Source organism: Bartonella sp. CB10SXKL (genome assembly GCF_042195515.1).
Taxonomy (GTDB): Bacteria; Pseudomonadota; Alphaproteobacteria; order Rhizobiales; family Rhizobiaceae; genus Bartonella.
In genome coordinates this window covers 1-12,391 of the sequence record NZ_JBHION010000004.1, presented here as the reverse complement: position 1 = coordinate 12,391, position 12,391 = coordinate 1, and the positions used below count along the sequence as shown (strand labels likewise).

The window sequence follows — 12,391 nt, the reverse complement described above, 5'->3', positions numbered from 1 at the left end:
ATATTTTTTAATTTTATTTACCAATGAAACAATGTAGCCAAATTATCAAACTTGAAAAAGAGATCTATTCCTGTCGTGTTTGCGTCCAACAACCCCATTATTTTCCTCCTCTTCCTCATGAACCAAACCCTGTCGTTTATTTATCCGATACCGCTTCGATTGCAATTGCAGGCCAAGCACCAGGGTTGCGTGTCCATGAAACTTCTATCCCTTTTAATGATCGTTCTGGCGAAAAATTGCGTAATTGGCTGGGTGTCACGAAAGAAGAATTTTATAATAGATCTCTTTTTGCTATTGTTCCTATGGGATTTTGTTTTCCAGGCTATGACAAAAATAAAGCTGATTTACCACCAAGACGTGAATGTCGAGAAATATGGCATGAAAAGATATTTCAAGCGATGCCTCAAATAAAGCTTGTTCTTGCTATTGGCAGTTATGCGCAAAAATGGCACATTACAGAATTAAAATATAAAACCGTTTCTGCAACTGTTGGTGATTGGAGAAATATTCTTTCCATTCCCCAACCTCGAGGCTATAATGTTATGCCTTTGCCTCATCCATCATGGCGAAATACTTCTTGGTTACAGAAAAATCCATGGTTTAATGATGAGCTTATTGTATATCTGCGTTGTTTAGTGCGTAAATTTTTATAAATTAAAATATTGAGAATAAATATGGACCGTCTTGACCGAAAAATTTTACATCTTTTGCAAGAAAATGCGACACTTTCTGTTGCTGATATTGCTAAAAAAGTGGGACTTTCGACCACTCCTTGCTGGCGTAGAATTCAAAAACTTGAAGAAGATGGCGTCATTCAGCGTCGTGTTGCTGTTCTTTCTCCTGAAAAAGTAAACGCACACGTCACTGTTTTTGTGTCTATTCGCACAAACACACATAGTCATGAATGGTTTAAGCGTTTTTCAAAAATTGTGCAAGAATTCCGTGAAGTCATTGAATTTTATCGAATGAGTGGAGATATTGACTATTTATTGCGTGTTGTTGTGCCCAACATTGAAGCTTATGATCTTTTTTATAAAAAATTAATTTCTAAAATTGATATCCGTGATGTCTCATCTTCTTTCGCAATGGAACAGATTAAATATACAACGGAACTTCCACTTAATTATATTAAATTACACGACAAGACGCATGAACAAAACTCTTAAGATTTTTATATCCGTCTCATGATCTTTTAGGCATTCAAACTTTCTTGTTGAAAAACGACCATTTGTGCATGTGTTAAAACAGCAGCTTTGACAATACCAGCTGCCATAGCTGCTCCTGTCCCTTCACCAAGACGCATCCCCAAATCTAGAAGTGGTTCTTTGCCAATTTTTTTTAAAAGTTTACGATGAGCTGTCTCAGAAGAAACATGTCCAACAAGGGTATGATCAAGAGCTTTTGGATGCATTTTATAAAGGACCGCTGCAGCTGCTGTTGCCACAAAACCATCTAAAATAACGGGTATTTTTTCTATTCTTGCTGCTAAAATAGCACCAACCATAGCAGCAATTTCACGTCCTCCTAAGCGACGCATTATCTCAAAAGGATCATTGAAATAATCCTTGTGCAAAGAAATAGCTGTCTTAACCGCTGCAATTTTACGCTGATAAAAATCACCTTCTGATTCCATAGCATTTCCTGTCCATTCTTCCACTTCCCCTCCAAACAATGCTAAGCATAAAGCTGAAGCTATTGCTGTGTTTCCAATTCCCATTTCTCCAATACATAAAAGATCTGTTCCACCCGCAATGGATTCCATTCCAAATGCCATTGTAGCAGCCGCACTCCGCTCATCCATTGCGGCATCCTTCGTAATATTCATTGTTGGATATTCCAATGCTAAATCAAATATTTTTAATCCAAGATCATAAGCAATACAAATTTGATTGATAGCAGCTCCACCAGAGGCAAAATTTTCTACCATTTTTTGTGTCATAGATTGTGGAAATGGTGTAATATTCTCCTCTACAATACCATGATTTCCAGAAAAAATAGCGACCAAAGGTCTCGTTACGATAGGTTTTTCTGTACCCCTCCACCCCGCATACCAAACAGCAATATCTCCTAGTTTTCCTAATGTTCCTTGCTCTTTTGTTAAGTCTTTTTGCCGTTTTTTTGCCAAAATTATAGAAAACTCATCAGCAACAGGTAAATTTGTAAGCAAAGCACGAAAATCATCAAATGGACTAGCGGTCATAAGGATACCTTTTAAAATCTACAATGTTTATGAAAATCCCGTCATATATACAGGATATGAATAATTTATTGTTTTTTTAACAGTGCTTTAAAAATGTTAAATACTATGAAAGCAATAATTTCTACATTCTATTTTCAACCCTAATAACAAACGTGCAAGATTCAAAATGTTATTAATATCTTATGATTACCTTTACAGTGATACCCTTAACCTATTTTTTATTTAATAGGCATAATCAGCATGCCGTTTAATTATACATTCCAACAATTCTTATGCATAATAAAAGTTATAAACTTTCAAAAACTTATAAAATTGAAGAGATCAAAATTATCGCAAAGACATCCAAACGCAAAGGATCTCAACTTTAATATATGTTAATTATTAGGCTATTATTAAATGAGAGCATAAAAAGCTTCTTTTAAAATACATATATCTGCATTTGGTTTTGTCGCATCATTTGATAATATTTGCCTCCATCGACGTGCCCCACCCCGCCCATGAAATAAACCAATCATGTGACGTGTCACATGAGAAAGCCGCCCCCCCGATGCAATATGTCGAGCTGCATAATCACACATAACCTCAATAAGATCACTCTCACTCAGATTATTTTGCGTCTCACCATAGAGTTCAAAATCAATATGTTTTAACAAAGCTGGATTATGATAAACTTGGCGACCAACCATGACAGAATCACAGAAAGTTAAGTGTTCTTTGATCTCATCAATCGATTTAATTCCACCATTTATCCCAATGAATTTATGAGGATATTTACGTTTTAATTTGTAAACTCTTTCATAATTAAGGGGCGGAATATTACGGTTTTCTTTCGGACTCAATCCTTGCAGCCATGCCTTGCGTGCATGTATCCAGAGCGCATCACATCCAGCATTCCAAACCTGATTAGCCAAAAGATCTAACGCTAACTCTTCATCTTGTTCGTCCACTCCAATCCGACATTTGACAGTTACAGGTATAGTAACCTCTCGTTTTATCGCTTCCACGGCATTTGCCACAATGTCTGGATGTAACATCAAACAAGCCCCAAAGACACCTGCTTGAACACGATTTGATGGGCACCCGACATTAAGATTTATTTCGTTGTAGCCAAAATCCTCAGCAATTCGTGCAGCTTCTGCTAACTTTTTCGGATCAGCCCCCCCTAGTTGTAATGCAACTGGACGTTCTTTATCGCTAAAAGCCAACAATTGTTCGCGAACACCATGAATGACAGCATCTGCTACCATCATTTCCGTATAAAGGAGAGCTTTTTTCGTTAAAAGACGATAAAAAAACCTGCAATGTCGGTCTGTCCAGTCCAACATTGGTGCTACTGCAAATTTTATAGGCGATGGAAGGTTGTAAAATATCATGAGGGTATTACTCTCACGTCCCTATAGCTCTCTCTTTATACATAGAAAAATACTTACTTTTAGTTTACGGAAAATTTTATTCTCTTATACTATCATGAGTATAATAACAGTTCATTATTTTCAATTGATATCAAGGTTTACTACAATCAATCATGATAAAACACAATATCGCATTTCTCATAGATTAGTGTTTAGGTATATAAACATGAAAAAAGAAGATTTTCACCATAATATAAAAAACTCATTTACAAGTTCTTCTTACGCTCATCAAGCGTCCATCCTTACATGATTTAGCACAGCATTTAAGATAATAAATGCTAAACTAACACATTATACAATTTTTTATAATAGATTTAATGTTCTATAGATTTTTTTAACTTATTGTACAAATAAATGCTACAGAAAGTATCTTTATCTTCTCCTAAAGAAAGAATAAAAATCCTTATTTCACATGAATCTAATTATAAATCATTTTTTTTCAATGAGTTATTCTTGGTAACATTCTTGAATTTTACTTTATAAGATAGACAAATTTCATCCTAAATATTCTATCTAATTTTGCCATTTTATGATTCTTGCAAAAAAAAACTAAAATCAGGGTATAGACAGCCATTGCCTTTTTAATATCTATGACTGATATCAGTATCTCTTTAAGGAAAATATTTTACAATATTGCAGATAAAATCTGTAAAATGAAATGATCATAAAAGTTGTTCAATCTCTTGTTGGCTTTGCATATAGGAAGAAAGAGTATCAACCTCTTGTTCATTAAATAGGAGACCCAGTTTTGAACGACGCCATAACACATCTTCACATACTTTAGCCCATTCTTTTTCCATCAACCATTTTACTTCTACTTCATAAAGCCCATGTCCAAAATTTTTTCCTTTATTTGCCTTACCATGTGCAAAGATCACCAATGCTTCCGTACCGTAGGAGCGTGCAAGCCTGCGATGTGTAAAAGCATCTAAATCTGGCATCAAAAGAGCAATCCTATTTTCGATTGTATCTAATTTGTTATAGGGAAAATCACCCCCAGGAAGCACTGCCTTAGCCGTCCATGATGCTCCCTTTTTACCAAGCTCTTTTTCAACAAATTTCATCGCATCTTCAGCCAACTTACGATAAGTTGTAATCTTTCCACCATAAAGATTAAGAATCTTTGGTGTTGTTCCTGTTCCCATTTCTTTTAAAACATAATCGCGCGTAATTTCTTGTGCTTTTGAAGCTCCATCATCATAGAGTGGACGAACTCCAGAGTAAGACCAGACAATCGTTTCAGGCAACACTGGTTGTATGAAATATTCACTGGCTGCTGCACAAATATAATCAATTTCTGTATCAGTAATATGAACGTCAGCCGGATCTCCTTGATAATTACAATCTGTTGTTCCAAGCAAGGTAAACTCTTCTTGATACGGAATAGCAAATATAATACGCCCATCACCATTTTGAAAAATATAAGCACGATCATGAGTATAAAGCTTGGGAACCAAAATATGAGAACCTCTAACAAGCCGTACTGGTGGATGTTCTTTACAATCTAATATGCTTGCCAAAACATGATCAATCCAAGGTCCTGTCATATTCGCGACATAAGAAGCTGTGACACTATATTCTTTGCTACTTAACTTGTCTTGAAGAAAGATACGCCATTTATTGTCTTCTTTTTTTAAAGAGAGAACTTCTGTTCGTACTTTTATATCAGCTCCCCTCTTTTCTGCATCACGAGCATTGCCAATAACTAAACGCGCATCATCTACTCTTGCATCAGAATATTCAAAACCTCTCTGATATTCTTTCTTCAGTGTAGAGCAAAATTTTTGTGAAAAATTAATCGTTTTACTGCGCCACAATTTCTGATTCCAATTCCCTAAATAATCATAAATAAAAAGTCCAAAACGCAACATCCAAGCAGGGCGCAATTCTTTATGATAAGGAAGGAGAAAACGCAAAGGACGCACAATATGTGGAGCCATGCGTAAAATGATCTCGCGTTCTTTCAATGCTTCACGAACAAGTTTGAACTCATAGTGTTCAAGATAACGAAGCCCACCATGAATAAGCTTTGTTGACGCACTTGAGGTCCCAGATGCAAGATCGTTCATTTCAGCCAATCCCACTTTAAAACCGCGTCCTGCTGCATCTCTTGCCAATCCACACCCGTTTATCCCTCCCCCAATGATAAACAGCTCATAATGTGTTGTGGTTTTCATAATTTCACTTTTCATTATTTAATTTTTTTCTCAGTACTCAATAAAGCAACAGGAAAAAATAATACAAGTGTTCTTCATTGTATTATCAACGTACTTTTCCCTAAAATAAACACGCACAAAAAGCTTTTGATACCCTTATACATCAAAACAACATTTGACAAATTAAAGAGATTTTTTTTATCTTTTACAAAACATAATCCTTGCCAAGCCACGGTTCATCATATGAAATCCTTTAAAGAAAAATTGATGTTTTTCTCATTCTTAAATACACACTATAGCTAAATGCTTTATTGCACAGAGATAACGCTTTTCATATAGTTCACTCAATGACACACTAGAAAATGTGAAGGTATACAGATGACTTATCACTCTCAAAACTCGAAAATAACACTTTTTTCAAAAATTTTAGTCCCAGTTATGTCGAGTATTTTAATCTTTTTACCTTCTTTATCAAACGCAACATCACACTCAAAAACAGCAAATCATTTAAGCTTAGAAAAGCTTAAAACACAACTTTTGGAAGATTCTAGCTTTTTATCTAAGCTTAAAGAAAAAATGATACCACATACTGATTCTCATCATATTCAACAAATTGTCAAAGAATACCTTCTTACTCATCCAGAAATTCTGATTGAAATGCAGCTTATTCTTCAAGATAAGCTGGAAAAACAGAATGAATATGAAAACCAAATACAAACTTCTGTCATTCATTTATTAGAAAAAGAAATTTTTCATTCTCCACATGACGCTGTTTTGGGAAACCCAAATGGTAAAAGAGTGCTTGTCAATTTTTTTGATTACAATTGTGGATATTGTAAAACTTCCTATTCAAATATAGAAGGCTTGATAAAAGAATATCCAGATTTAAAGGTTATTATTAAGGATTTACCAATTTTAAGCTCTGATTCTATGGCAGCCCATACTGTTGCCTACGCATTTCGAAAACAATTTCCAGAGAAATATCCTCAGTTTCACAAAACGCTTTTAATGTATCAGGGGCGTGCAAATGAAGCTAAAGCTATTAAAGTAGCTGTTTCACTAGGAGCAGATGAAAAAAAACTACGTAATGCAATAAAAGATCCCACTCTTCAAAACGTTTTTAAAAAAAATATCCAAATTGCCTCTAAACTTCATATTACGGGAACACCTTCTTACATCATTGGTAATAAAATATTCATTGGCGCAGCCAGACAAGATATTCTAAAACAAGCGATAGACAATATACAGTGAATACCTGATCAGTTTTAGGAAGAATACTGTAAATGAGGTAATTTTATGCTTTCTCTTTTTTGACAACAGGCTTATAAGTGCAATTTTGCGTAAAGCAGATACGAGTTTTAAATTGCAAAGTATAATAATTTAAAGGAAATAAAAATCTTTAAAGCCTCAAAAGATGTCATCCCTAATCTAGAGATATTCGGTCATAAAATGAGATAATGACGATCTTCATTGATCAAGGAGTTAGAAATAAAATGACAACAAAAAAAATGGATTCGGCAAAAACCGCAATTGATACGAAAATTATTCGTGATCTTGCTGAAATTTTGAATGATACAAATTTAACGAACATTGAAGTTGAACAAGGGGAGCTTCGTATTTGTGTCTCACGCCAAAATACCTTAATTTCTTCTGAGCAAGCAATCTATGCTCCTGTTTCTACTCCTACTTTTTCTGTAACATCTTCTCCAGTTCCAACAGTTGAATCTCCTATACAATCTATCCAAGAAGATAAATCAAAAAACACAATAACCTCTCCCATGGTTGGAACAGCTTATCTTGCACCTTCACCAGGCGCGCAACCTTTTGTAGAAGTAGGACAAAATGTTTCTGAAGGGGAGACATTACTTATTATTGAAGCCATGAAAACAATGAATCAAATTTCATCACCACGCTCAGGCACAGTAACCACTGTTCTTGTCAAAGATGGTCAACCTGTTGAATTTGGTGAACCACTTATTATTGTTGAATAAAGCGAGGGGCAACCATGATTCGAAAAATCCTCATTGCTAATCGGGGAGAAATTGCTCTTCGCGTTTTACGTGCATGTAAAGAACTTGGCATAAAAACCGTGGCTGTTCACTCTACCGCTGATGCAGATGCAATGCATGTTCGTCTTGCTGACGAAAGTGTTTGTATTGGACCTCCTCCCGCTCGCGATTCTTATTTGAGTATTCAGCAAATTATTGCTGCTTGTGAAATTACAGGAGCTGATGCTGTTCATCCAGGTTATGGCTTTCTTTCTGAAAATGCAAAATTTGCGGATGTTCTAGAAGCCCATGATATTACATTCATCGGTCCAACAGCTACTCATATCCGAATCATGGGCGATAAAATCGAAGCAAAGAAAACCGCCAAAAAACTTGGTATTCCTGTAGTTCCCGGTTCAGATGGGGCCGTCACTGAAGAATCAGATGCTTTACGCACTGCTCGTGAAATTGGTTATCCAGTTATTATCAAAGCTTCTGCCGGTGGTGGTGGACGTGGTATGAAGGTTGTTCATTCTGAACAAGAATTTTCTATAGCTCTCAAAACAACACGTTCAGAAGCGAAAGCTGCTTTTGGTGATGACGCTGTTTACATAGAAAAATATTTAGAAAAACCCCGTCATATTGAAATTCAAGTCATAGGTGATGGTGCGGGAAATGCTATTCATTTAGGAGAACGCGATTGTTCACTTCAACGACGGCATCAAAAAGTATGGGAAGAAGCTACATCACCTGCACTTAATGAAACAGAACGGAAAAAAATTGGAAGTATTGTTGCAAATGCCTGTGCCAAACTTGGATATCGTGGAGCTGGTACTATTGAATTTCTTTATGAAAATGGCGAATTTTATTTTATTGAAATGAATACACGTTTACAAGTCGAACATCCTGTAACTGAAGCAATTACAGGTATAGATTTAGTCCATGAACAAATCCATATTGCATCAGGCTGTAAGCTTTCAGTGACACAAGATGAAGTCTGTTTTTCTGGTCATGCCATTGAATGCCGTATTAATGCAGAAGATCCTATTAACTTTACGCCATCACCTGGAACCATTACACATTTTCATACACCTGGAGGTTTAGGGATTCGTGTTGATTCAGGCGCTTATTCAGGTTATCGTATCCCTCCTTACTATGATAGCATGATTGGAAAGCTGATTGTTCATGGACGTACCCGTTTAGAATGTATGATGCGTTTACGGCGTGCTTTAGATGAATTTGTCGTCGATGGGATAAAAACTACACTACCTCTTTTTCGCGATCTTATTAATAATCAAGATGTTGCTGATGGTAATTATAATATTCACTGGCTTGAAAAATACCTTTCTCATCAATCAAAGTCTTCAGATTCGTAATTTGATAGCAAAATAGTGCATTCTTATAAAAGATTCTATAAGATATCAACATAAGGATAGTGCCAACCTTGCTGTAAAAAGTGGTAAAAGAGGAAATAAGTTAGTTATTTTTATTTATTATATAGTTTTCACTTAATATGCACAAAATTTGATAATTTTCTGTTTTCCTTTTTGTGAGTTTGTGCTAATCCCTACATGGTTACGCCCTTATAGCTCAGTTGGTAGAGCACCTGATTTGTAATCAGGGGGTCGGGAGTTCGAGTCTCTCTGGGGGCACCATTTTATTTCTTAAACATATTGAAATATATAGTTTTTTTCTTTAAATAGCTATTTTCAGACCACCTTTTAGACCACCTTCTACAGTTTATATAATTTTACCTAATTTGTTCTTATTTGCTCCTTATTTTTCTTTGGAGTGAAGTCTAAGATCTCTTTTTTTCTCCATCTCACTGCTCTCCCTAGCTTATATGGCTCCGGAAACAACCCCTGAAGCACCCAATTGCGAATCGTTGTTGTGGATACACTAAAAAGCTGTGCACACTCACGTGTCGTTACATATCTATCTCCATCATCAAATATCATCTCATTACCTTTCTCTTTTTTATGTTAATTAAATGGGTGGGGGGCTGGAAGGCATGTGAAGCACTCCAACTTTTAAAAATTTGCAAGTTTATTTTTTAGATGTGCTTAATTTCATATTTCCAATCAGGAAATTGAGTAAGAGCTAATGCGAGTTGTCCTCTATGACACATGCATACATTGGCTTCAAAACAGGTGATTGCAACGCGCTTTTTGTTTAAAAACATTTTATATAATTTGTTTATTGCACAAGAATTATTCTTGAGAGTTGTATTTTGATAATCTTCAAAAAGGCGGTCATAATCTTTTTGTGTTTTCAAATTTCTTCGTTTTTCAGAGGCAATTCCAAGTTCAGGCATATGCATATATTCAATATCAATGTTGCTTACAGCTTGCTCTAATTGTCTTTTTGAAAATCCGTGTTTTCTACTTATTGGATTTTTACGAACATCACATAAAGTTTTGATATTGTTTTCTATGAGACAATTAAGATAATTCTCAAGGTACTTACCTTCATAGCCAATGGTAAAAAAACAAAATTCCTCATCTTTAGCAGGCTGTATGATAATATGTTTGGTGTTACACACGTTTAATTTCCTTAGTAAATGGGTGGGGGTGCTGGGAGGAGAGAGCACCCCCATAGGTTTAAGCAGCTTTTGTCAAAATCTTTTGCATCTCTTGTTCTATTTCCCCTAAAAATATTTCGACAGCTTTATTAATCTCTTCAATGTGTTCCTCATCGCGGAGGATGCGTTTGATTTTCATTCTCAAACCAGTAGATTTGCCTACAAAGTTTGAATTATAGCTCATGAAATCACACCACTTTCGTCCAGTGCATGCCATTTGGAATTGCATTTGTGCGTGATATTCTGGTTTGATTTCGTCATACATAAAAAAACGAAGATGAGTTGTTGATTGTGGACATTTGACTTCGATTAAACCGTCCTCTCCAATCAACCCATCAGGACTAGCCCCCGCCATTTCCATTTTTGGGTGTGGGATAAACCCGCATCTTGTGACTTCTGCGTCATAAATGAATTCATATTCTCTCAAGGCATTCTCTTCATGTTCAATGCCCCATTGCATAGCAGGTGTTGTATAAGATTGGCTTATTTCCCCTATTAAGCGTTCTGTCATGAGTTTCGTTTTGTAATCTTCATATTTGCTTGTAGGCAAACCTTTAGCTGTCTTACTGAGTACGTTGTAAACATTAGATGCGGTGACTTTTCCTAAGCGCGCTTGAAACCATTCTGCTGTTCTTTGTTCCATCTCACACCGCCGTTTGTTGCTCTTGTGGTGGTAAGGATTGTTGTGCTTTATTCATTTGTGAACGTTGCTTTTTTTTCAAAGAAAACAAAGCGATTTGTGCGTGTTTATAAGACATATCTGTTAGATTTTTTGCTCCTACGAAAGAGATAAGCTTACTTTCTTCAGATTGTATTTTTTTAATTAATTCTTTGATTTCATTCATTTGTTCAGGAGATATACCTGCAAGAAGCGTGTTGCCATCTGTATCGTCTTCTTTTCTTGCAACATTAAGAAGCATGCCTAAGAGATATCTACGTGCGTAGGTGAGAGTAGAACCACCCGCTTGTATGTTATTTTTGCTCCCTGTAGCATCAAAAGGAAATGTTCCTTCTGTTGATATTTCATTGCCCGATATATGCTTTAAAGTCATTTCTACAGTTATGTCATTTGAACTCTGGTCTTTGATACGAGAAAACAAGGCAAAGTGATGTGTTGCAAGAGGTCCTTTGATAGCATCAATATATTTATCAAGCGTGGTACAGAGGCTTTTAGTATGTGTATTAATGGCGTTTTGTTCGATATTTTTGTATTCCATTTGCGTAGCCGAAAGATCACGGACAAAGTTTTGGCGCTCTTGTCGTTTTATCTCTTGTTCTCGCAATTCAAGAAGACGCTTGAGACGATCCATATCGACATCATTTTCTAAAGCTCTTTCTAAAATAAGCTCCATAGCTGTAGGTTTGATTTCACAATCGTTCGTTGTTTCCACTAATTCCGTTTGTGTGGTACTTAGTTCACTCATCTTGATTTCCTCCTATTTGAGCGCAATTCTCCCGTGGCGTGAATCACGCATGTTTTAAAAAGTTGTTTGTGTGGTTAGAAACGGCTTATAGAGACACTATAAGATTAGTAGTCGGTATTTTTTCATCTGGTTTGTTCTCTAGTTGAGGTGAGGTCAATATTATCAACATACCCATAAGCACCTGCATCATTGGCAATGTATATAGCATCGCAGTTACCAAAAACACGTACATCGCCGTAAACTTCTATATATCCATAAAAATGTATACCCTCGTAAACTTCTGCATTACCAAAAACTTGAACATTATCAGAAATTTGTGCATCATCATAAACACGGGCACCTTCATAAACCCATGCATTATCACCAACCCAGCAATCCCCTTCGTGACTTAAATTGCCCTCATGCTCTATCCCCCCCCCTAAATCGCCTTTCTCGACGTTTCCAAAGTCTCGTAAGGCGCGAATGCGGTGGAGAGTTCTGCCATTAACTTCGATTGTTGCGTCTGTCAGTTCGTATTTCTTTTTTATCATAATAACCTCCTCTTAATGCATGCTTTGTCTTTTAAGCTCTTGAGACAGCACACCAATTCCTTTTGCTGTGATTTTTGCGCAAGGAATGACTTTTTCTATT

The 12,391-nt window shown here is 36.0% G+C and carries 13 protein-coding genes and 1 tRNA gene; 6 read left to right on the top strand and 8 right to left on the bottom strand.

The features are described 5' to 3' along the window. Nucleotides 1-23: 23 nt before the first annotated feature. Nucleotides 24-653, top strand: coding sequence for a uracil-DNA glycosylase family protein (locus ACFIK3_RS03280; protein ID WP_375637613.1), 630 nt, complete (start codon nt 24-26; stop codon nt 651-653). 21 nt (nt 654-674) lie between these two features. Next, nucleotides 675-1,166: an Lrp/AsnC family transcriptional regulator gene (locus ACFIK3_RS03275; RefSeq protein ID WP_015856433.1), complete on the top strand. Its 492-nt coding sequence runs from the start codon at nt 675-677 to the stop codon at nt 1,164-1,166. 26 nt (nt 1,167-1,192) lie between these two features. Here the strand turns inward: ACFIK3_RS03275 and cobT are convergent, their stop codons facing one another. The 3 genes from cobT to glpD form a co-directional block, all read right to left on the bottom strand. Continuing rightward, nucleotides 1,193-2,200 (bottom strand): nicotinate-nucleotide--dimethylbenzimidazole phosphoribosyltransferase, encoded by a 1,008-nt coding sequence (gene cobT, locus ACFIK3_RS03270; protein WP_375637612.1) that lies wholly within the window; start codon nt 2,198-2,200, stop codon nt 1,193-1,195. 392 nt (nt 2,201-2,592) lie between these two features. Further along, the gene (dusA, locus tag ACFIK3_RS03265) at nt 2,593-3,573 is read right to left on the bottom strand and encodes a tRNA dihydrouridine(20/20a) synthase DusA (RefSeq protein WP_375676256.1); all 981 of its coding nucleotides are present in this window, start codon (nt 3,571-3,573) and stop codon (nt 2,593-2,595) included. A 701-nt stretch (nt 3,574-4,274) separates the two neighbouring features. Further along, complete coding sequence (gene glpD, locus ACFIK3_RS03260) at nt 4,275-5,804, bottom strand: glycerol-3-phosphate dehydrogenase (RefSeq protein WP_273791010.1); 1,530 nt, start codon at nt 5,802-5,804, stop codon at nt 4,275-4,277. Nucleotides 5,805-6,146: 342 nt separating this feature from the next. On the opposite strand from glpD, the gene ACFIK3_RS03255 reads away from it, so the two are divergent. From ACFIK3_RS03255 to ACFIK3_RS03240, 4 genes are all read left to right on the top strand, one after another. Further along, nucleotides 6,147-7,019 carry a DsbA family protein gene (locus ACFIK3_RS03255; RefSeq protein WP_375676255.1) on the top strand — a complete coding sequence of 291 codons (873 nt, stop codon included), beginning with the start codon at nt 6,147-6,149 and terminating at the stop codon, nt 7,017-7,019. A 242-nt stretch (nt 7,020-7,261) separates the two neighbouring features. Next, nucleotides 7,262-7,759 (top strand): acetyl-CoA carboxylase biotin carboxyl carrier protein, encoded by a 498-nt coding sequence (gene accB, locus ACFIK3_RS03250; RefSeq protein WP_375631109.1) that lies wholly within the window; start codon nt 7,262-7,264, stop codon nt 7,757-7,759. A gap of 14 nt (nt 7,760-7,773) precedes the next feature. Next, complete coding sequence (gene accC / locus ACFIK3_RS03245; RefSeq protein ID WP_375657794.1) at nt 7,774-9,132, top strand: acetyl-CoA carboxylase biotin carboxylase subunit; 1,359 nt, start codon at nt 7,774-7,776, stop codon at nt 9,130-9,132. 203 nt (nt 9,133-9,335) lie between these two features. Then, nucleotides 9,336-9,411: transfer RNA gene (locus tag ACFIK3_RS03240), tRNA-Thr, on the top strand. Between the two features lie 99 nt (nt 9,412-9,510). Here ACFIK3_RS03240 and ACFIK3_RS03235 read toward each other — a convergent pair. From ACFIK3_RS03235 to ACFIK3_RS03215, 5 genes are all read right to left on the bottom strand, one after another. After that, on the bottom strand, nt 9,511-9,714 hold the full coding sequence (locus ACFIK3_RS03235) for an AlpA family transcriptional regulator (protein ID WP_273790351.1): 204 nt from the start codon (nt 9,712-9,714) through the stop codon (nt 9,511-9,513). Nucleotides 9,715-9,809: 95 nt separating this feature from the next. Then, nucleotides 9,810-10,298, bottom strand: coding sequence for a DUF488 family protein (locus tag ACFIK3_RS03230; protein ID WP_375676254.1), 489 nt, complete (start codon nt 10,296-10,298; stop codon nt 9,810-9,812). Nucleotides 10,299-10,356: 58 nt separating this feature from the next. After that, nucleotides 10,357-10,980 carry a lambda exonuclease family protein gene (locus ACFIK3_RS03225; protein ID WP_375676253.1) on the bottom strand — a complete coding sequence of 208 codons (624 nt, stop codon included), beginning with the start codon at nt 10,978-10,980 and terminating at the stop codon, nt 10,357-10,359. A gap of 1 nt (nt 10,981) precedes the next feature. Next, a complete protein-coding gene (locus tag ACFIK3_RS03220) occupies nt 10,982-11,761 on the bottom strand; it encodes an ERF family protein (RefSeq protein ID WP_375676252.1) in 780 nt (259 codons plus the stop codon). A gap of 122 nt (nt 11,762-11,883) precedes the next feature. Next, the gene (locus ACFIK3_RS03215) at nt 11,884-12,291 is read right to left on the bottom strand and encodes a hypothetical protein (protein WP_375637864.1); all 408 of its coding nucleotides are present in this window, start codon (nt 12,289-12,291) and stop codon (nt 11,884-11,886) included. Nucleotides 12,292-12,391: the final 100 nt, after the last annotated feature.